The organism is Silanimonas sp. (assembly GCF_044377035.1).
Lineage (GTDB): Bacteria > Pseudomonadota > Gammaproteobacteria > Xanthomonadales > Xanthomonadaceae > Silanimonas.
This window is the reverse complement of record NZ_JBILJW010000003.1, coordinates 186,615-205,904: the sequence shown is the minus strand read 5'-3', so window position 1 is coordinate 205,904 and position 19,290 is coordinate 186,615. Positions and strand designations below refer to the sequence as shown.

The 19,290-nt window shown below is 71.1% G+C and carries 16 protein-coding genes; 12 read left to right on the top strand and 4 right to left on the bottom strand.

From position 1 onward, the window contains the following. Positions 1-266: 266 nt before the first annotated feature. The 4 genes from ACIQ6S_RS02960 to hemE all read left to right on the top strand — a co-directional run bounded on the left by ACIQ6S_RS02960 (position 267) and on the right by hemE (position 3,550). The gene (locus ACIQ6S_RS02960) at positions 267-1,211 is read left to right on the top strand and encodes an integron integrase (protein ID WP_397607053.1); all 945 of its coding nucleotides are present in this window, start codon (positions 267-269) and stop codon (positions 1,209-1,211) included. A 75-nt stretch (positions 1,212-1,286) separates the two neighbouring features. Further along, complete coding sequence (locus ACIQ6S_RS02955) at positions 1,287-2,105, top strand: substrate-binding periplasmic protein (RefSeq protein WP_397607043.1); 819 nt, start codon at positions 1,287-1,289, stop codon at positions 2,103-2,105. A 58-nt stretch (positions 2,106-2,163) separates the two neighbouring features. Beyond that, on the top strand, positions 2,164-2,418 hold the full coding sequence (locus ACIQ6S_RS02950; RefSeq protein ID WP_297867457.1) for a WGR domain-containing protein: 255 nt from the start codon (positions 2,164-2,166) through the stop codon (positions 2,416-2,418). Positions 2,419-2,488: 70 nt separating this feature from the next. Further along, positions 2,489-3,550 carry a uroporphyrinogen decarboxylase gene (gene hemE, locus ACIQ6S_RS02945; RefSeq protein WP_397607052.1) on the top strand — a complete coding sequence of 354 codons (1,062 nt, stop codon included), beginning with the start codon at positions 2,489-2,491 and terminating at the stop codon, positions 3,548-3,550. An 11-nt stretch (positions 3,551-3,561) separates the two neighbouring features. On the opposite strand, the gene ACIQ6S_RS02940 is transcribed toward hemE, so the two are convergent. Next, positions 3,562-7,191: an ATP-binding protein gene (locus tag ACIQ6S_RS02940; protein WP_397607042.1), complete on the bottom strand. Its 3,630-nt coding sequence runs from the start codon at positions 7,189-7,191 to the stop codon at positions 3,562-3,564. A gap of 119 nt (positions 7,192-7,310) precedes the next feature. Between ACIQ6S_RS02940 and ACIQ6S_RS02935 the strand changes: the two genes are divergently transcribed. The 3 genes from ACIQ6S_RS02935 (at position 7,311) to ACIQ6S_RS02925 (ending at position 9,147) form a co-directional block, all read left to right on the top strand. Beyond that, a complete protein-coding gene (locus ACIQ6S_RS02935; RefSeq protein ID WP_397607041.1) occupies positions 7,311-7,982 on the top strand; it encodes a YceI family protein in 672 nt (223 codons plus the stop codon). Further along, complete coding sequence (locus tag ACIQ6S_RS02930) at positions 7,960-8,517, top strand: cytochrome b (RefSeq protein ID WP_397607040.1); 558 nt, start codon at positions 7,960-7,962, stop codon at positions 8,515-8,517. The genes ACIQ6S_RS02935 and ACIQ6S_RS02930 overlap by 23 nt, the downstream gene beginning before the upstream one ends. Before the next feature lie 69 nt (positions 8,518-8,586). Continuing rightward, positions 8,587-9,147, top strand: coding sequence for a YceI family protein (locus tag ACIQ6S_RS02925; RefSeq protein ID WP_397607039.1), 561 nt, complete (start codon positions 8,587-8,589; stop codon positions 9,145-9,147). A gap of 3 nt (positions 9,148-9,150) precedes the next feature. Here ACIQ6S_RS02925 and ACIQ6S_RS02920 read toward each other — a convergent pair whose 3' ends face one another. Together ACIQ6S_RS02920 and ACIQ6S_RS02915 are read right to left on the bottom strand one after the other, a co-directional pair. Then, entirely contained in the window at positions 9,151-9,279 is a 129-nt protein-coding gene (locus ACIQ6S_RS02920) for a hypothetical protein (protein ID WP_397607038.1), read from the bottom strand. Between the two features lie 96 nt (positions 9,280-9,375). Then, positions 9,376-9,606, bottom strand: a complete 231-nt coding sequence (locus ACIQ6S_RS02915) for a glutaredoxin family protein (RefSeq protein WP_397607037.1) — start codon at positions 9,604-9,606, stop codon at positions 9,376-9,378. A 48-nt stretch (positions 9,607-9,654) separates the two neighbouring features. Between ACIQ6S_RS02915 and ACIQ6S_RS02910 the strand changes: the two genes are divergently transcribed. Beyond that, on the top strand, positions 9,655-11,037 hold the full coding sequence (locus tag ACIQ6S_RS02910) for an L-serine ammonia-lyase (protein WP_397607036.1): 1,383 nt from the start codon (positions 9,655-9,657) through the stop codon (positions 11,035-11,037). A 94-nt stretch (positions 11,038-11,131) separates the two neighbouring features. Continuing rightward, a complete protein-coding gene (locus ACIQ6S_RS02905) occupies positions 11,132-12,514 on the top strand; it encodes an alkaline phosphatase (RefSeq protein WP_397607035.1) in 1,383 nt (460 codons plus the stop codon). A gap of 125 nt (positions 12,515-12,639) precedes the next feature. Here the strand turns inward: ACIQ6S_RS02905 and ACIQ6S_RS02900 are convergent, their stop codons facing one another. Further along, a complete protein-coding gene (locus ACIQ6S_RS02900; RefSeq protein ID WP_397607034.1) occupies positions 12,640-14,922 on the bottom strand; it encodes a TonB-dependent receptor plug domain-containing protein in 2,283 nt (760 codons plus the stop codon). A gap of 158 nt (positions 14,923-15,080) precedes the next feature. Between ACIQ6S_RS02900 and ACIQ6S_RS02895 the strand changes: the two genes are divergently transcribed. The 3 genes from ACIQ6S_RS02895 to ACIQ6S_RS02885 are packed head-to-tail and all read left to right on the top strand — an operon-like array spanning position 15,081 to position 19,229. Further along, a complete protein-coding gene (locus ACIQ6S_RS02895) occupies positions 15,081-17,300 on the top strand; it encodes a putative bifunctional diguanylate cyclase/phosphodiesterase (RefSeq protein WP_397607033.1) in 2,220 nt (739 codons plus the stop codon). Positions 17,301-17,313: 13 nt separating this feature from the next. Beyond that, positions 17,314-18,441 (top strand): phytase, encoded by a 1,128-nt coding sequence (locus tag ACIQ6S_RS02890; RefSeq protein ID WP_397607032.1) that lies wholly within the window; start codon positions 17,314-17,316, stop codon positions 18,439-18,441. Next, positions 18,441-19,229, top strand: a complete 789-nt coding sequence (locus ACIQ6S_RS02885; RefSeq protein ID WP_397607031.1) for a M23 family metallopeptidase — start codon at positions 18,441-18,443, stop codon at positions 19,227-19,229. The genes ACIQ6S_RS02890 and ACIQ6S_RS02885 overlap by 1 nt, the downstream gene beginning before the upstream one ends. Positions 19,230-19,290 lie beyond the last annotated feature (61 nt).

Sequence of the window (19,290 nt, the reverse complement as noted above, 5' to 3'; positions counted from 1 at the left end):
CGTCCACCGCCGCCCCGCTAACTACTTGTGTACCCCAATGGGGGGTGTAGCAGCAGCTTGAAAGGCCGCCGCCGTCCGGTCAACGGCCGAAATCCTACGCTGGATCAACACGATATCCGATGGCTGAGGGGGTTCGGGCCCGCCACCCTTGTGCCCACAGCGACGGAATGCGCGGCGGGAATACCGGGATGAAAAAATCGGGCGGCGAGTCGGGGGTGCTAAAGGACCCTCGGGAAGTGGCGCTTGGTGCGGCGACGCCGAGGGAGGTGATCGACGCGGTTCGCCTCATGTTGCGGACGAAGCACTACAGCATTCGGACCGAACATGCATATCTCGGGTGGATTCGCCGGTATATGGCGGAGAACGGTCGGCGCCACCCTAAAGAAATGGACGGGCGAGCGATGGGCGCGTTCCTCACTCGGCTGGCGGTGGAGGGCCGGGTGTCGGCGAGCACGCAGTCGCAGGCGCTGTCGGCTTTGCTCTTTCTGTATCGCGAACTGCTCGGGATGTCGCCGGAGTGGCTGGACGACGTGGTGCGGGCGAAGCGCAGCATCCGCGTGCCGGTGGTGCTCTCGCGCGGGGAGGTGGTGCGCCTGCTCTCGCGGATGCAGGGCCGTGAGTGGCTGATGGCCTCGCTGCTCTACGGCTCGGGCCTGCGCCTGATGGAGGTCATCCGTTTACGAGTGAAGGATGTCGACTTCGAGCGCTGGGAGATCACGGTGCGCTCGGGCAAGGGCAACAAGGACCGCCACACGATGCTGCCGTCGAAGCTGGCCGAGCCGCTGCGCCGGCAGATGGAGGATGCGCGGGTGGAGCATGCGCGCGACCTCGAGGCCGGCTTCGGTTCGGTGTGGCTGCCGAACGCCTTGGCGCGCAAGTTCCCGAATGCCGGCGAGGACTGGGTGTGGCAGTACGTGTTCCCGGCCTCGCGGCGTTCGAAGGACCCGCGCACCGGGATCGAGCGCCGCCACCACCTCGACGAGAAGGTGCTGCAGGCGGCGGTGAAGCGCGCCCGCGTCGAGGCCGGCATCCCGAAGCCGGTGACCTGCCACACGCTGCGGCACAGTTTCGCCACCCACCTGCTGGAGTCGGGCGCCGACATCCGCACGGTGCAGGAGCTGCTCGGCCATCGGGACGTGAAGACCACCCAGATCTACACCCACGTGCTGAACCGGGGCGCCGGGGGCGTGCTCAGCCCCCTGGATCGCTGATTTTCCCGATGCCGCCCGGGCCGCGGCGCGGGGAGACTGCGGACTTGAGTCAACGTCGAGGACGAAGGCTGCGGCATGCCCTCCCCTGTCTGCTACTGCCAACCCCGCCCGCACCGGCCGGAGGCCGTGTCCTGTCTGGGCGGCGGTTGGCGGACCTTCGGCCTGATCCTGGCCCTGCTGCCGGGACTCGCCGGGGGCGCGGCCCCGTCCTCGCCGCCCCGTCCTGAGGCCCCCGCCGTGCTGAACATCGCGCGGGCCCACGACTCCGCCGCATCGGACAGGCTCTCAGCGATCCTGCAGCGGGCCTATGCGCGGGCGGGGCTGCCGCTCCGCTTGGAGCCCCTTCCGGCCCCGCGGGCCTCGCAGCGCCTGGACGCGGGACGGCTGGACGGCGAAGTGGCGCGCATCGCCCCCTACTTCGACGCGCACCCGGCCCTGATGCGGGTGGGGCCGCCGCTGATGCAGGTGTCCTTGGTGGCCTACGTTCGCTCGGATGCCGGCTTCACGGTGCGCAACGTGGCGGACCTTCGTGGGCGCCGGGTGGGGATCGTGCGCGGGCTGCTGCAATCGCAGCGACTGGTGGCGGGATTGGACCGCGTGACCGAAGTGACGACCGGCGCCCAGCTCTACCGCATGCTGGCCGCCGGCCGGCTGGACGTGGTCGTGGACGCCCCGATGGACCAGCGCCGACACACGGCACAGCTCGGGCTTCGGAACGTCGTGGCGCAGGCGACGCTGTGCGAGCAGCCCGCCTACCACGGGCTCCACCGGCGCCATGCGGCGCTCGCACCGCGCCTGGCGGCGGCGCTCGAGGCCATGCAGGCCTCGGGGGAGCTGGCAGCGCTGGCGGCGGTTGTCGAGCCCGCGTCCGCACCTCTTCTGGCCACGCGCTGAGCGGCCGAGGCCGGTGCACGGGGCCGCGACGGCGCGGCTCCCTTACAATGCGCGCCCTATGCGCCTCTATCTGCAACAGCGCCCGACCGCCGGCGAAGCCCCGAAGTACGTCCAGCTCACCTTGGAGCAGGACCTGTTCGGCGGATGGTTCCTTGTCCGCGAGAGCGGCACCACCGGCGCTCGCCCCACGGTGAAGCGGGAGCAGTACCTCGCCCGCGACACCGCGCTCGCCGCCTTCGAGTCGGCCCGAGACGCGCAGCTGAAGCGCGGCTTCCAAGTGATGTTCGCGCAAGGCGCGGACGCGCCCCGTTGATCCTGCGGCGCGCTCGCGCCGCCCTGCCGCCCGGAGGGCGACCGTGACCACCCCGTTGAAGAACGACCCGCTGCATAACGATGTGTTCCTGCGCGCCCTGCGCCGCGAGCCGGTGCCGCACACGCCGGTGTGGCTGATGCGCCAGGCCGGCCGCTACCTGCCGGAGTACCGCGCCACCCGCGCCAAGGCCGGCAGCTTCCTGGCGATGGCGAAGAACCCGGAGCTGGCCTGCGAGGTCACGCTGCAGCCGCTGGAGCGCTTCCCGCTCGACGCCGCCATCCTGTTCTCCGACATCCTCACCGTGCCGGACGCGATGGGCCTCGGCCTGTACTTCGCCGATGGCGAGGGCCCGAAGTTCGAGCGCACGGTGCGCTCGATGGCCGATGTCGAAGCCCTCGGCACGCCGGACATGGAAACCGAGCTGCGCTACGTGATGGACGCGGTGCGGGTGATCCGCCGCGAGCTGCGCGGCCGCGTGCCGCTGATCGGCTTCTCGGGCAGCCCGTGGACGCTGGCCTGCTACATGGTGGAAGGCGGCGGTTCCGACAACTTCGCGCGCATCAAGGCGATGGCGCTGAACGAGCCGGCCACCCTGCACGCGCTGCTGCGCAAAGTGACCGATGCCGTCATCGCCTACCTCGACGCGCAGCGCCTTGCCGGCGCGCAGGCGATGCAGGTGTTCGACACCTGGGGCGGCGTGATGGCGCCGCACCTGTACCGCGAGTTCTCCCTGCCGTATCTCGTTGAAGTCGCACAGAAGCTGCCGCGCGGCGAAGGCGCGAACCACGCGCCGCTGATCCTGTTCGGCAAGGGCAACGGCCCCTATCTCGAAGAACTGGCGGCCTCCGGTGCGGAAGCGCTGGGCGTGGACTGGACCGTGTCGCTCGGCGACGCACGCCGTCGCACGGGCGGCAAGGTGGCGCTGCAGGGCAACCTCGATCCGGTGACCCTGTACGCGACGCCGGAAGGCATCGCCCGCGAAGCGGCTCGCGCGCTGGACGACTACGCGGCCGCCAACGGCGGCTCGCGCGACGGCCACGTATTCAACCTCGGCCACGGCATGTCGCCCGACATGTCGCCGGAGCATGTCGCGGCCCTGGTGGCCGCGGTGCATTCGCACTCGCGGCGCTGAGGCGCCGCCGCTCAGCCGGCCTCGTCAGGGCGTCCTTCGCCGCGCGGGCGTGCGCGCCGGTCGCCCTCGACGGGTGATTCACCACGTCGCGGGGCCGCGCCGATGCCATCCAGCGCTTCAGCCAGCATCGCGCCGGTGACGGGCTTGCGCAGGTAGCCGTCCATGCCGGCGGCGCGGGCGCGACGTTCGGAGACGGCGTCGGCGCGCGCGGTGACGGCGATCAGGGGCAGGGTCCAGCCGTTCTGGCGGATCAGGGTGGCCAGTTCGAAGCCATCGACCGCGGGCAAGTCGAGATCGAGGAGCCCGACGTCGATGCGCTCGGTCTTCATCAGGGTGAGCGCGTTCAGCGCTTGCGTGGCGTGGTGAACGCGATGTCCCTGCGCGCCGAGCAGCCCGAGCATCACCTCGGCGACGATGGGGTCGTCTTCCACCAGCAGCAGGTCGAGGCCGGGGCGCGCGGCCGCGAGGTCGCCGGTGGGTGGCCGCGCGGTGCCGGGATCGACCGGTGCGAGGGCGGTGTCGGCGGCCAGCGGCAGGCGCACGCTGAAGCAGCTGCCCTCGCCCTTCGCGCTGCGCAAAGTGAGTTCGCCACCCATGGCGCGGGCCAGTTCGCGGCTGATGGCGAGGCCGAGCCCGGTGCCGCCGTAGCGGCGCTGCGTGGTCTCGCCGTCGGCCTGTTCGAAACGCTGGAAAAGCCGGCGCTGTTGGGCCTCGTCGAGGCCGATGCCGGTGTCCTCGACGTCGAACTGCACGCCGCCGCCCGGCAGCGGACGCAGCGTCAGGGTGACGCGGCCACGCTCGGTGAACTTGATGGCGTTGCCGCCGAGGTTGAGCAGGATCTGCCGCAGCCGCGACTCGTCGCCGCGAACGCGCGGCGGCAGGCCCGGCGCGAGCTGCACGGCGAAATCGAGGCCCTTGGCCTGCGCGTTCGGGCGCAGCAGCTGGCCGACGTCGGTAGCCAGCGCGGCGAGGTCGAAGGCCTCGTCCTGCAGCAGCAGGCGGCCGGCCTCGATGCGGGCGAGATCGAGGGTGTCATTCACCAGCCGCAGCAGGTGCTGGCCGGCGCGCATCACGGTTTCGGCGCGCTGGCGCTGCGGCTCCGGCAGCGGGTCCTTCAGCATCAGCTCGGTCATGCCGAGCACGCCGGTGAGCGGCGTGCGCAATTCGTGGCCGAGGTCGGCGAGGAAGGCGGTCTTGGCTTCGGAGGCCTGCTGCGCGACGCGACGCGCGTCCTGCAGGCCACGCTCCTCGGCCTGGGCCTGCACGCGCCGCCGGTACACCAGGGCCGCGGCGCCCAGCACCGCGAGGCCGCCCAGCGCGTACAGCACCCACGCCCACCAGGCGCGCCACCACGGCGGCATCACGTCGACGGCGAGCGTGATCGGTTCGGACCAGCGCCCATCGGCGCCGGCCGCGATGACATCGAGCGTGTAGCGGCCCGGCGACTGCCGCGGCAGCAGGCGTTCGCCGCTGGCGCCGACATCGACCCAGTCGGGGTCGTAGCCGTTGAGGCGGAAGCGGTAGCGGTGCGCGGACGGATCGGCGAAGGACATCAGCCGCGCCACCACGCGAAGATCGCGGTCGTCGGGCTGCAGGGTCACCACCGCGCCGGGCTGCACGGCGGCGACGGCGTCGAGGTCGACGACGTCCTCGGCGCGACGGACGCTGATCGACTCCAGCACCATCGTCGCCACCCGGGTGTCGGGTTCCACCTGCATCGGATCGAAGACCACCGCGCCGCCGACGGTGCCGGCGACCACCACGCCGTCGGCGAGCACGCGCGGCGGACGCAGGCCGAACTCGCTCTCGCCGAGGCCGTCGCCGGGGCCGAAGCGGCGGATGGCGCGCGTGGCGGGGTCGAAACGGATGAGGCCGCGCACGGTGAACAGCCACAGCCGGCCGGCGGCGTCGCGCACGAGGCCACCGGCTTCCGCGCTCGGCAGGCCGTCGTTGCCGGAATCGACCTGGTCGACTTTCGTCCACGTGCCGGCCTCGCGCTGCCAGCGCTGCAGCAGGCCGGGGCGATACACCCACACGTCGCCGGCGTCGACGAAGGCGAGGCCCTGCACGGGACCGCCGTCGGCGCCGATCTGCGGCTGGAAGCGCTCACCGTCCCAGCGCAGCACGCCCTTCGCGTTGGCCACCCACAGCGCGCCGTCGGGGCCGAGGGTGACGGCTTCCATGTCGAAGGTGTCGAGCCCATGGCCGCTGGACGGCGCGACGGTGAGCGTGACGCGGCCCTCGGCATCGCGGCGCTGCAGGCCGCCGCCGTAACCAGCGACCCAGAGCCCGCCGTCCGGCAGCGGCACGAGGAAATCGATGGCCCCGCGCGGCGCGGCGTCGGGGCCGCCATCGCCGGGCCCCCAGCGTCGCCACGTGCCGTCGGCGTCGCGCCGCGACAGGCGGCCGCTGGCCGCGCCCACCCACAGCGCGCCGTCGGCCGTGCGGGCCAGCGAGTACAGCCGCACGTTGCCGAGTTCCGCGGGCGCGATGGCGTTGTTCTCGATGCGCTGGCGGGTGGGATCGAGGCGATCGAGGCGGCCCTCTTCGCCGCCGACCAGCACGCTGCCGTCGGCGTCTTCGGCCAGCGCGCCGGCCTGGCGCATCGACAGCCGCGCGCTCGGGTCGCTCCGGCGCGTCAGGGTGGCGAAGCTGCGCCAGTAGCCGGAGAGCCAGACGAGGCCGAATTCGGCATCGCCGAACCACAGGCCACCCTGGCGATCAACGAGCATCTGCTGGTAATCGCCCTCGGCGGCTTCCGGCGCGAGGAAGCGGCGCAGGCCCTCGCCGTCGTCGTAGTAGAGGCCACGCACGGTGTAGATCCAGCGCCCGCCGCGGCCATCGCGCTGCACGCCGTGCACGCGCGTGCCGGCCAGTTCGGCGTCCCACGGCGAGGGCGCGATGCGGCCGTCGGGGCTGCGCCGCCACAACCTGCTGCGCGCGCCGATCCACAGCGAACCGTCGGCTTCGGCCTGCAGGCTGGTGATGGCGTCGCCGTCGAGGCCGGGCACGGAGACCGGCTCCGCACGGCCGTCCACCCACTGCGCCAGCCCGGTGGCGGTGCCGATGAACAGGCTGCCGTCGGTGGTCGTGGCGAGGCTGACCACCAGCGCATCCGGCTCGGTGCCAGCACCGGCGAGCACCGGGCCGTGCGCGCGCACGCGCCCGTCCGGCTCGCGCTGGAACAGGCCGTCACCGAAGCTGCCGAACCACAGCGAGCCGTCGGGCGTTTCTGCGATGGCCCAGACATCGGCGGTGGCGAAGCCGGGAACGTCGTCGGAGTGCAGCGGACGCACTTCGCGGCGAAGGGTGTCGATGACGCCGACGCCGTTCTTGCCGAAGCTCAGCCACACGTTGTCGCCACGATCGATGAGGAGCGTGTTCACCAAGTTGTCGGGCATGCCGCCGACGATGCCGGGGTTGTGCCGCCACACCCGCATGGACAGGCCGTCGAAGCGCGCCACGCCGTCGTCGGTGGCGATCCACAGGTAGCCGGCGCGGTCCTGGGCGAGGCCGTTGATGCGGCTGGAGGGCAGGCCCTGTTCGATGCCGATGCGGCGGAACTGCGGGGTTTCCGGCACCCGCGCCATCGCGGCCTGCGCGACGGCGAGCCCCAGCATCCATCCGAACAGCCTCAGCATGCCGCGCATCGATCGCTTCCCTTTCGAACCGCCCTCGCGGCGGTGGCGCGCCATGCTCGCAACGCAGCATTGCGCCCGCAAGGGACGCCCGGCCCGGCACGGCGCCTAGAATGCCGGCCATGCACCCCCTCGCCCGCCACCACCCGATAGCCCGCTTCGCCGCGCCACTGCTGGCGCTCGCGCTGTCGGCGCAGGCGGCCTGGGCCGCAGCGTCGGTGCCGGAATGGCGACTCGATCCGACCCATTCGCGGGTGGTTTTCGACGTCGACCACGCGGGGTTTTCGTACAGCCTGGCCACGCTCTCGGCACCGACCGGCCGACTTCACTACGACCCGGAAGGCTGGGAGGGCGCCGAAGCCTCGATCGAACTGGCGGTGGAGCGCCTGGATTTCGGCGACGCCGACTGGAACCGCACGATGCTCGGCCGCCGCTGGTTCCGCGCCGAGGAGTTCCCGACGATCACCTTCCGCTCCACGCGTGTGGAAGCGATCGATGAACGCCATGCGCGCGTGCACGGCGAGCTGACGGTGCGCGGCACCACGGCACCCGTGGTGCTCGATGTGCACCGCAACGGCCTTCGCCGCCATCCGTTGACACTGCGCCGCACCGTCGGCTTCTCGGCCACCGCTGAACTCGACCGCCGCGCCTTCGGGCTCGACAGCTCGCCCAATTTGATCGGCTCGACGGTGCGCGTGCGCATCGAGGTCGAAGCCGTGCGCACGCGCCGGAGCAATGCCGAGGCGCCCACCGAATCGCAGGAGAACGACGATGCCGATCCGCAACACGACTGAGCGCTGGGGCCACCTGAGCATCGCGCTGCACTGGGTCACCGTGGTGCTGATCCTCTCGCTGGTGACCGTCGGCTTCGTGATGGAGGACCTGCCGAACACGCCGTTCAAGCGCGACCTGTACCTGCTGCACAAGAGCTTCGGCCTGACGGTGCTGGCGCTCACCGCGCTGCGGCTGGGCTGGCGCTTCGTGCAGCCGACGCCGGCGCTGCCGGATGGCACGCCCGTCTGGCAACGCTGGGCCGCGCGCGGTGGCCACCTCGGCCTGTACGGCCTGATGATCGCCATCCCGGCCAGCGGCTGGGCCTACAACTGGGCCTCGAACTTCGCCACGCCCTACTTCGGCTGGACGCTCTTGGACCGCGCCGGCGCCGTGGACCGCGAACTCAAGGCGATCGCCGGCGTGGTGCACGAATGGGGCGTGTACGCCCTGCTCGCCCTGCTGGTGGCGCATGCCGGCGCGGCCTTCTACCACCACTACCAGCTGAAGGACGCGGTGCTGCGGCGCATGGCGCCGTGGATCAAGCCGGCGGGCTGATCACGCCGGCCTCGCGCGTCGCTTCCCACGCTGCTCTCGAACTCTCCCTATTCCGTGACGACCCCCGCCATGCGCTTCCTGCTCGCCCTCACCCTGGCCCTCGCGGCCCCGCTCGCCCTCGCCACCTCGCCGATGGGCCCGGTGCGCTACAGCCACACCGCCGGCTCGACGCTCGGCTTCGCGTCGAGCTACGACGGTGAAACCTTCGATGGCCGCTTCGCGCAGTTCACGACCGACATCGCCTTCGATCCGGCGAGCGCCGCCGGCCGCTTCGACGTGGTGATCCAGCTCGCGTCCGCGGGCACAGAGAATGACGAGCGCGACGAGACCCTGCTCGGCGCCGAGTTCTTCAATGCCACCGCGATGCCGCAAGCGCGCTACCAGGCCACGGCCTTCCGCAAGCTGGCCGATGGGCGCTTTGTCGCCGACGGCACGCTGACGCTGCGCGGCATCACCAAGCCGGTGCCGCTGACCTTTCGCTGGACGCCGGGTGCGACGCCGACGCTCGAAGGAACGGCCTCGGTGAAGCGCCTCGAGTTCGGGATCGGGACCGGCGATTGGGACGACACCGAGGTGATGCCCGACGCCGTCAGCGTGACGACGCGGCTGGTGCTGCAGCCGAAGCCCTGAGGATCAGCCCGCGCCGCTGCGGGCCAAGAACTGGCCGAAATCGTAGCCCGACGACGCCACCTTGATGAGGAGCCACACGGCGACGACGCCGAGGAAGGCGCCGCCGAGGGCGAAAGCGAACTTGCGGGACATGGCCGGGTGCTCCACAGGGAATGGCGACACCCTGGGCCCCACGTCCTCGCCACCGAAGTGGCGGAAGTCAGGGTGCCGACCAGCGCAGCCGCGGACTCAGCCGGCGCGCAGGAAGGCGTTGACGGCGACGAGGTCGAAGGGCCAGGCCAGTTCGATGCCGGTGGCCTCGTCGCGCAGCACCGGCACGCGCGCGCCGTAGCGGGCTTCGAGGGCGGCATCGCCGTCGATCCACACGCTTTCGAAATCGGGCGCGCCGGCTTGGGCGAGCACGTCCAATGCGGCATCGCACAAATGGCAGTCGTCGCGCTGGTACAGGGCGAGTTTCATGGCCGTTAGACTAGGCACCCTTCCTGAACCAACGCCGTCCGCGCGCCCATGGCCGTCAGCCTCTTCGACATCTTCAAGATCGGCATCGGGCCGTCCTCCTCGCACACCGTGGGGCCGATGCGCGCCGCGGCGCGCTTCCTCGAGCGCTGGCTGCAAGAGCCGGGCCAGCTGGGCGAGGTGGCGCGGGTGCGCGCCGAACTTTACGGCTCGCTCGCCCTCACGGGCCGCGGCCACGGCACCGACAAGGCCGTGCTGATGGGCTTCGAGGGCCACTGGCCCGACCGCATCGACCCCGACGTGATCCCCGACAGCCTCGAGCGCATCCGCGGCACGAAGCGGATCCGGCTGATGGGCATGCACGAGATCGCCTTCGACGAAAAGCGCGACCTCGTGTTCAACAAGCGCGAGAAGCTGCCGTACCACACCAACGGCATGCGCTTCACCGCGTTCGGTGCCGACGGCGAGGTGATCGCCACGCGCGACTACTACTCGGTGGGCGGCGGCTTCGTCGTCAACACCGACGAAGCGGCGGAAGACCGCATCGTCGCCGACACCACCGAACTGCCCTTCCCCTTCCACTCCGGCGACGAGCTGCTGGTGCGCTGCAAGGAGAGCGGTCTGTCGATCGCGCAGCTGATGTTCGAGAACGAGAAAGTGTGGCGCCCCGAGGCCGAGATCCGCGAAGGCCTCGACCGCCTCTGGGCCGCCATGCAGTCCTGCGTGGCCCGCGGCACGCGCGAGGAAGGCGTGCTGCCGGGCGGGCTGAAGGTGGGGCGCCGCGCGCCGTCGATGGCACGCGACCTGTCGAGCCGTCCCGAAGCCGCGCTGCGCGACCCGCTGACCATCCTCGACTGGGTGAACCTCTACGCGCTGGCGGTGAACGAAGAAAACGCCGCCGGTGGCCGCGTGGTCACCGCGCCGACCAATGGCGCGGCCGGCATCATCCCCGCGGTCGGCCACTACTACGAGCGCTTCTGCCCGCAGGCCAACGTACAGGGCATCCACGACTACCTGCTCACCGCCGCCGCCATCGGCATCCTCTACAAGGAGAACGCGTCGATCTCCGGCGCGGAAGTGGGCTGCCAAGGCGAAGTGGGCGTGGCCTGCTCGATGGCCGCGGCCGGCCTCACCGCCGCACTCGGCGGCACGCCGGCGCAGGTGGAGAACGCCGCCGAAATCGGCATGGAGCACAACCTCGGGCTCACCTGCGATCCCATCGGTGGCCTCGTGCAGATTCCCTGCATCGAGCGGAACGCCATGGGTGCGGTGAAGGCGATCAACGCGCAGCGCATGGCCGCGCGCGGCGACGGCAGCCACAAGGTCTCGCTCGACAAGGTCATCAAGACCATGCGCGACACCGGCCGCGACATGCAGGACAAGTACAAGGAAACCTCGCGCGGCGGCCTCGCGGTGAACGTCATCGAGTGCTGAGGGCACGCCGGTCCGCTGGGCGGCGTGCGGGTTGACCCGGAACGGTCACGCAACCGACATATCGTCGGAGGTTTCCTCACCGGAGTCCCTCCCGATGGCCGCCCGCCTCCCCCGTCCTGCCGCCCTGCCCAGCCGACTCGCGCTGAGCGCGGGCCTCGCCACCGCTCTTGGCCTGCTCGCTGGCTGCCAGCCGACCGCCGAACCCGCACCCGTCGCCACGCCGAGCCCGGCGCTCGAAGCCCCGGCCGCGGCCGGCCCGCGCAGCGCGATCTTCCTGCACCCGGACGGCATGGGCGCCAACACGTGGATGGCCACGCGCCTGATGCACGTGGGCCCCGATGGCCGCCTGGCGTGGGACCAGTTGCCGCAGGTGGCGATCTACGTCGGCCCGACCAGTGATTCGGTGAACCAGAGCTCGAACGCGGGCGCCACCACGCATGCCTACGGCGTGCGCGCCAAGCTCGACAGCTACGGCGCCATCGACGGCGCGGCGCCGACCGCCGCTTCCGGCAAGGCGCAGAGCCTGATGGTGGAAGCGAAGGCCGCGGGCAAGATGACGGCGATCCTCAACTCCTCCTCGCTGACCGAGCCGGGCACCGGCGCCTTCCTCGCCAGCGTCGCCAACCGCGACGACGAGGCCGAGATCGCCAGCCAGATCCTCGCCGCGCAGCCCGACATCGCCCTCGGCGGCGGCGAGATGTTCTTCCTGCCGAAGGGCACGCAGGGCGTGCACGGCGAAGGCGTCCGCGAGGACGGCCGCAACCTCGTCGATGAGGCGAAAGCCGCGGGCTATACGGTGGTTTTCACCGCGGACGAACTCGCCGCGCTGCCGCCGGAGGCCGCCAAGGTGCTGGGCCTGTTCGCGCACGAAGGCACGTTCAACGAGTACACCGAAGAAGGGTTGGCCGAAGCTGGCCTCACCGCCTTCCAGCCGCAGGCACCGCGCTTCGACGCGATGCTGGCCTTCATCCTGTCGCGCGTGAAGAGCGCCCCGAACGGCTACCTGATCGTCGGCAACGAAGAGGCCACCGACAACCTGAGCGGCGAGAACAACGCGCCGGCCACGCTGGAAGCGGCCATCGGCGCCGACCGCGCCATCGCGCTGGCGCTGGCGGAAGCGAAGAACAATCCCTCGCTGACCGTGGTCGTGGCCTCGGATTCGGACAACGGCGGCATGAACGCCACCAGCGACGACCTCAACGAGCCGGAAGACCTGCCGCGCCCGCTGCCCGCGCGAACGGCCAGCGGCTCCCTGCTCGACAGCGACAACGGCGAGCCCTTCCTGACGCCGACCGACGCCAACGGCAACCGCATCCCGTTCTACATCACCTGGGCCAGCGATTCGGACAGCGCCGGCGGCACCGTGGCGCGCGGCATCGGCCCGGGTGCGGTGAAGATCGAAGGCACCATCGACGCCACGCAGGTCTACAAGGCGCTCTACCTCGGCCTGTTCGACACCGACCTCGACGCGAAGTAAGCCTTCGGGGAACCCGCCGCGCGCTGCGCGGCGGATCGGAAGCAACGGAAAAGGGCCGCAGCGATGCGGCCCTTTCCTGTTTCCGTCGGATCCGGCCGGGGCGGCGCCGCCCCGGCCTTCGTGGATCAGAACTGGTAGCGGACGATCAGCTGCACCGCGCGGCCGCCGGTCTCGGTCTCGAGCTCGTACTCGTCGTAATCCCGCGAAATCTGATCAGCAATCGTGGTGAACTTGTCGAAAGCCTCGTCCTTGCTCTGGTCGAGCAGGTTGATGCCCGTCAGGCGCACGGCCCAGGCCTTGCCGAAGCGCTTCTCGATGAAGGCCTCGAGGTCGCCGTCGTAGCTGGTGATGATTTCCTCGCCCACGATGCGGCTCGGCGCGTCACCCTGCTTGCGGTAGGTCACGCCGAACGAGGCTTCCAGCGAGGGCAGCTCCTGGATGAAGCCGACGTTGTAGACGTAGTTCGACTGGTTGTTGAAGCGGCGCTTGCCGAACAGGTCGGTGATCTCGCTGTCGAGCCAGCTGTAGTTGACGAACACGCCGGTGTTGTCGAGGCCGATGGCCGAGAGCGGGGTCGAGAGGTCGAGCTCCGCACCCCAGACCTGGCCGTCGCCGGTATTGCGCGGCTGCAGCACGAACGTGCCCGGACCCTCGCTGCCTTCGACACCCGTATTGGCGAGCTCGACCAGGTCGGTGATGTCGCGGTAGAACAGGTTCATGCCGACGATGCCGCGCTCGCCGAGGCGGCGCTCGAAGCCCACGTCGAGGCCCCAGGCGCTTTCCGGATCGAGCAGCGGATTGCCGAGCACGTCGTTGTCACCCGCCTCGGCTTCGAGAAGTGCCGGCGAGATCGCATTGAAGTCCGGACGGCGCACGGTACGCGCGATCGAAGCGGTGATGCGGTTGGCGTCGTCGAGGTTCCAGCGCACGTGGGCCGACGGCAGCAGGAAGCCGTAGTCGGTCTCGGTGCGGGCGATGTTCGCCGCCACCGTGCGGTCATTGATCTCGGTGTCCGTCAGCTCGTAGCGAAGGCCGGCTTCCCACTCCATCGCGTCCGCGGCGCCGCTGAACTTCACGAACGGCTCGAGGCGGGTCTCTTCAATGCTGTTGAGACCGCCCGGCGCCGGTGCGAGGGGCTGGGTCGGACCCGGGATGGCGGGACGCACGCCCGGCGCGTTCGGGATGGTGACGCGGTAGCGGGTGGCGTCGAGGATGCGGGTCTCGCGCTCCTTGAGCGTCGCCTGCAGGCCGAACTTCAGCTTGCCGAAGCTGGCGTCGCGCTCATGGGCGAACTCGCCCGTGGTTTCGTCGTCCTCGATCAACAGGTCGGTGACGTCGCGGGTGAAGCGGTCGTCCTCCGGGAACGGGTTGGTGTCGCGGAGGTACTCGAACTCGTTCTCGAACTCGAACTGGCTGTCGGTGATGCCCGCGCGGTCGAGGCGGACCTCGGTTTCACCGCCCGCCATGGCCCACTTCAGGCCGGCGCCGAGCGTGTAGTTGTCGGTCTGGATGTCGAGGTCGTTGTCGTTGATCGTCAGCAGGTTCGCGTTGTTGGCGATGCCGCTGCGGTACTCGATCGAATCCTCGTCCTGGATGCGGTCGGTGCGGACGAACATGCCCGAGAGGTGCAGTTCGCCGGTCTCGCCCACGCCCACGCGGTAGTCGGCGTTGAAGGCGTAGTCCTTGCCCGAGCGCACGTCGGTCTGAACCTCGGTGTTGTCGAGCGCGGCGCCCGGCGCGCCGAAGCGCTGGCTGAACTTGTCCTTCGGGTTGCGGCGGCCCTGCACGTTGGCGCCGACCAGCAGGTTGCCGCCGAGCGCCTCACCGCCCCAGAACGCGCCGAGGGTCGGTTCGAACTCGTCGTCGTTGAAGCGCGTGGCGCCGGCGCGCAGGTAGCCGCCGTCGATCGAATAGCCGTCGCGCAGCACGATGTTCAGGGCACCGGCGACGGCGTCGCCGCTGCGGTCGGCCGAGGCGGAACGGACGATCTCGATGCGCTCGACGATCTCGGCCGGGATGCGGTCGACGAAGAAGGCGCGGTCGAGGCCGGCGCCGGGCACGCGCTTGCCGTTGATGAGGATCTGCGTGTAGCCCGAATCGAGGCCACGCAGGCGCACGCCGTCGTACTCGAGCACGTCGGAGACGAAAGTGACCGACGGCACGCGCTTCAGCATGTCGCCGACGGTGAGCGGCTCGAAGCGCTGGAAGTAGGCGAGGTCGTAGCTCAGCACCGGCGCGGTGGCCTCGGTGCGGTCACGGTAGATGATCTCGCCGACCACTTCGACGCGGTCGAGCTGGGCCGGCGACGGGGCCGCCGCGGCGGTCGCGGCCTGCGCGAGCGCGGCCGGAGCGACAAGTGCGGAAGCGAGGGCGACGGCAATGGCCGTCGTCAGGGGCTGGCGGGTCATGGAGCGTCCTGCGTTGGAAAAGCGTTATTCCGAGGCCGCGCCGTTTCACCCCGATGACGGTATGGCGACAGCTGCAAGACACGCGGATTGACGCGGGGCCCGAGCACGCCGGCCGCAGTGGCCTTTAGGATGCGGAGGACGTCCTCCGTGACCGCCCCATGACCGCCACGCTCCGCCCCTGGATGCTCGTGTTCGGCTTCATCGCCCTGTATTGGGCGGGCGGCGTGTTGGGGAACCGGCTGGTGGTGGGTAGCGATTCCGTCGTCCTGCTCTGGGCGCCGGGCGCCCTCAGCCTCGTGCTGCTGGTGTTCGAGGGCCGCCGCTGGTGGCCGCTCGTGGCGGCAGCGGACCTCGTGTTCTCGCTGACCGGTACCGACGTGCCGGCGGTCTTCATCCCCTTCACGATGGCCGCGAACGTGCTCGGCGCATGGGCTGGCGCCACGCTCGCGCGCCATCGCGGCCTGGGGCCGGGCCGACGGATGGACCTCGCCAGCGGCGGCGACATCGCCCTTGCCGGTTTCGCATCCGCGCTGGCCAGCCTGCCCTTGGGCGTCGCAGGCCTCGTGGTGGCCGGCTTCGCGCCGCTGTCGGCGGCGCCAGACGCGGCCGTGAAATGGCTGGTCGCCAACGTGTTCGGCGTGGCGGTGCTGGCCCCCGCGCTGTCCCTGCTGTGGCCACACCACGGGGAATCGGTCTTCGGTCAGGGACTGCGTCGCACGGGCGAGGCCCTCGCGTGGACCGCCGCCCTCGCCGCCGCCCTGCTGCTGGTGGCGGCCGTCGACGGTGCCCGGGTACGCAACGCGGAATCCCTGCTGGCGCTGCCGACGATCGTCCTGATCTGGGCCGCCATCCGCCTGCCGGCCCGGCTGGTGGCCGCCGGCACGTTGACCTGCGGCGTGGTGCTCTCGCTGGTCGCCGCCTCGGACGACGGCGTGCTTCGTCGGCCGGAGACGACGCTCGAAACCCTCGTGCTCCTGCTCCTGCTGATCACGCTGACGGTCGCGCCGCTGATCCTGATGGCCGCCATCAGCGAAGCGCGGCGGATGGGGCGCGAAGCGCTGGAGCGCGCGCGAACCGATGAGCTGACCGGCCTCGCCAATCGGCAAGGCCTCGAGCACCGGGTCGCGGACGCCCTCGCCCATGGTCCCGAGGCCCAGCCCCTGCTGCTGGGCCTCGTCGACATCGACAACTTCAAGCTGGTGAACGACGCCGGCGGACAGGCCGCGGGCGACGCCTTCCTGCGCAGCATCGCCAGCCTGCTTCAGGCCGTCTTGCCGGGCGGCAGCCTGGTCGGCCGGCTGGCCAGCGACCAGTTCGTCCTGCTGCTGGACGACCGCGACCCGGCGGCGAACGCCGCGGTGCTCGACCACGTGCTGGCCGCGGTGCGCGACTATCGGCAGGGCAGCGGCGGGAACCTCGTGTCCGCTTCGGCCAGCATCGGGGCCATCCGCTTCTGCCGCGGCCAGGCCGACTACGCCGAACTGCTGCGCCTTGCGGACGCCGCCTGCGCCACCGCGAAGGACCAGGGCGGCAACCGGCTGCGGCTCGCGGCCTTCGAATCGGCCGCCGACGCTGTGGCCGAGCACACGGCTGCGCTGCGCTGGGCCGTCCGTCTCGACGCCGCTCTGCGCGATGGCCACTTCCGCCTCTACTGCCAAAGCATCACCGGCCTGCAGGGCCGGGAGCACGGCGGACGGCACCTCGAGATCCTGCTGCGCATGGTCGACCCGGACACCGGCGAGGTGCTTCCGCCGGGCCCGGTGGTTGCTGCGGCCGAGAAGTTCCACATGGGGCCGCGCCTCGACCGCCACGTGGTGGACAGCACGCTGGCCTGGTTCGAGCGCCATCCCCAGGCCCTGGCCCAGCTCGAGGCCTGTGCGATCAACCTGTGCGCCGCGTCGGTGAACGACCCGGGATTTCCCGATTTCCTGCGCGAGCGCTTCGCGCGCAGCAGCGTGCCGCCTGGCAAGGTCTGCCTCGAGATCACCGAGACCTCGGCTGTGCGCGACCTCAACGACGCGCAGCAGTTCATCGCCGCGGCGAAGGCGCTCGGCCTGCAGCTCGCGCTCGACGACTTCGGTGCCGGTTTCTGCTCGTTCGCCTACCTCCGCCGGCTGGACGTGGACTACTTCAAGATCGACGGCAGCTTCGTGCGCGACCTCGAGTCGTCGGCGCTGTCGCTGGCGATCGTCCGCTCGATCGCCGAGATCGCGCGCAGCATCGACAAGCGCACCATCGCCGAATTCGTCGAGAACGACGCCATCCGCGACCACCTCGCGCAGCTGGGCGTGGATTTCGGCCAGGGCTACGGCATCGACCGCCCGCAGCCGATCGACCAGTACTTCCTGCGTCCCGCGGCGTCTATGCTTCGGCGCTGAACCGGAGTCCGCCATGCCCCTGCCCTCGCCCTTACGCCCGGCCCTCGCGCTGGGCCTCGCCGTCCTCCTGCTACCGGGTTGCGCCCTCTGGCGTGACGCCAAAGAGCCGGACGAGCGCGCGAGCGACGAGCCCCGCCTTGCCGCCTCCGACATCGCCCATGAGGTGGTGGCCGAAGCCTTCATCACCCCCGCGAACCCGCCGGACGAGGTCGATTCGCCCACCGCCTGGCTGACGCCCGAGGGCGGCCGCTGGCTGATCAGCACGGGCAAGGAGACCCACCAGCTGCTGGTGCATGACGGCGAGACCGGCGCCCTGCTCCGCCGCGTCGGTGGCAAGGGTCCGGCGCCGGGCCAGTTCAATCGGCCGAACGGCGTCTTCGCCTGGGGCGACCGGCTGTTCGTCGTTGAACGCGACAACCGCCGCGTGCAGGTGCTCTCGTTGCCGGGATTCACCCCACTCGCCACCTTCGGCGAGGGCGAGCTGCGTTCGCCCTACGGCCTGTGGCTGCACGAGCCGGAAGGCGGCCGCATCGAACTGTGGGTGACCGACAGCTTCATGGACGGCGACGACTACGACGTGGTCCCGCCGCTCGAGACGCTGTCGGCGCGGATCAAGCGCTTCAGCGTGCTGATCGATGGTGACGCCGTGTCCGCCCGCTTCGACGGCGCCTCCGGCGACACCTCCGAGGCGGGCGCGCTGCGCGTGGTCGAGTCGATCGCTGGCGACGTCGCGAACAACCGCCTGCTGGTGGCCGAAGAGGACGTGCCCACCGGCACCGGCTACCGCGTCTACGGCTTCGATGGCGGCTACGCGGGGCGCGACATTGGCGTCGGCGCCTTCGGGGCGCAGGCCGAGGGCGTGACCCTGTGGGCCTGCCCGGACGGCAGCGGCTACTGGATCGCCGCCGACCAGTTCATCGACGCCACACTGTTCCATGTCTACGACCGGCAGACGCTGGAGGCGAAGGGCCGCTTCGCGGGGCGCAACACCGGCATGACCGACGGCGTGTGGCTGTCGCAGGCGCCCAGCACGCGCTTCCCGGCCGGCGTGTTCTATGCCTCGAATCGCGACGAATCGCTGAGCGCTTTCGACTGGCGCGACCTCGCCTCGGCACTCGGCCTGCGCGAACGCTGCGAGTGATGCGCGGGCGGGGGCTGCTTGCCCTGTTGGGCCTGCTGGCTGCTCCGCTGCTGCCGGCCGCCGAGCCTGCGACCCGCCCCACGATGGCCGAGCTCTCCGTCGAACGTCGCGCCGATGGCACGCGCCAGGCGCTGGTCCGCAATCGCCTGGCCGGTCCGATCCACGTGCGCGTGCATGACGGCGCGCGGCCCCGCGAGGTCATCGAGGCCACGCTCGAGGCCGGCGAAACGCGCGCCATCGGCCGTTTCGGCGGCGAGGGCGCGCCGGACCTGCGGCTCGAGGCCCAGCCGGGCGCGCCACAGTTGCTGCCGCCGGGGCAACGCGGCGTCTATGCCTTCCCGCTGCCCGCCGGCAGCGCCTGGCGCCTGACGCAGGGCTTCGGCGGCCGGGCCAGCCACCGCGATGCGGCCAACTTCCACGCCCTCGACTTCGCCGCCGCCCAAGGCACGCCGGTGCTCGCGGCACGGGAGGGCACGGTGATGCAGGTGGTCGACACCTTCACCGAGGGCGGCACGGACGAGGCCCTGAAGGAGCGCATGAACCTCGTGCGCGTGCTGCATGCCGACGGCTCGATGGGGCTGTACGCGCACGTCGCGACCGGCAGCGCGCGCGTGCAGCCCGGCGACGGCGTGCAGGCCGGCCAGGCCCTGGCCGCCGTCGGCAGCGTGGGATGGAGCAGCGCCCCGCACCTGCACTTCAGCGTGCAGGCCAACGATGGCCGCGAACTGCTGAGCCTGCCGTTCCGGATGGCCGGCCCGGACGGCCGCGAGCTCGACCCCACGCCCTGAACGCCGTCGGGCCCCGCCCCCGGAGCGCCGGGAGGCCCGGCGTATAATCGCGGCCCTTCCC

Bases quoted from the DNA above. Each gene is read 5' to 3' on its own strand.
- ACIQ6S_RS02955 (WP_397607043.1), top strand. From the start codon at position 1,287: ATGCCCTCCCCTGTCTGCTACTGCCAACCCCGCCCGCACCGGCCGGAG.
- ACIQ6S_RS02950 (WP_297867457.1), top strand. From the start codon at position 2,164: ATGCGCCTCTATCTGCAACAGCGCCCGACCGCCGGCGAAGCCCCGAAG.
- ACIQ6S_RS02940 (WP_397607042.1), bottom strand. From the start codon at position 7,191: ATGCTGAGGCTGTTCGGATGGATGCTGGGGCTCGCCGTCGCGCAGGCC.
- ACIQ6S_RS02935 (WP_397607041.1), top strand. From the start codon at position 7,311: ATGCACCCCCTCGCCCGCCACCACCCGATAGCCCGCTTCGCCGCGCCA.
- ACIQ6S_RS02930 (WP_397607040.1), top strand. From the start codon at position 7,960: ATGCCGATCCGCAACACGACTGAGCGCTGGGGCCACCTGAGCATCGCG.
- ACIQ6S_RS02925 (WP_397607039.1), top strand. From the start codon at position 8,587: ATGCGCTTCCTGCTCGCCCTCACCCTGGCCCTCGCGGCCCCGCTCGCC.
- ACIQ6S_RS02920 (WP_397607038.1), bottom strand. From the start codon at position 9,279: ATGTCCCGCAAGTTCGCTTTCGCCCTCGGCGGCGCCTTCCTCGGCGTC.
- ACIQ6S_RS02915 (WP_397607037.1), bottom strand. From the start codon at position 9,606: ATGAAACTCGCCCTGTACCAGCGCGACGACTGCCATTTGTGCGATGCC.
- ACIQ6S_RS02910 (WP_397607036.1), top strand. From the start codon at position 9,655: ATGGCCGTCAGCCTCTTCGACATCTTCAAGATCGGCATCGGGCCGTCC.
- ACIQ6S_RS02905 (WP_397607035.1), top strand. From the start codon at position 11,132: ATGGCCGCCCGCCTCCCCCGTCCTGCCGCCCTGCCCAGCCGACTCGCG.
- ACIQ6S_RS02900 (WP_397607034.1), bottom strand. From the start codon at position 14,922: ATGACCCGCCAGCCCCTGACGACGGCCATTGCCGTCGCCCTCGCTTCC.
- ACIQ6S_RS02895 (WP_397607033.1), top strand. From the start codon at position 15,081: ATGACCGCCACGCTCCGCCCCTGGATGCTCGTGTTCGGCTTCATCGCC.
- ACIQ6S_RS02890 (WP_397607032.1), top strand. From the start codon at position 17,314: ATGCCCCTGCCCTCGCCCTTACGCCCGGCCCTCGCGCTGGGCCTCGCC.
- ACIQ6S_RS02885 (WP_397607031.1), top strand. From the start codon at position 18,441: ATGCGCGGGCGGGGGCTGCTTGCCCTGTTGGGCCTGCTGGCTGCTCCG.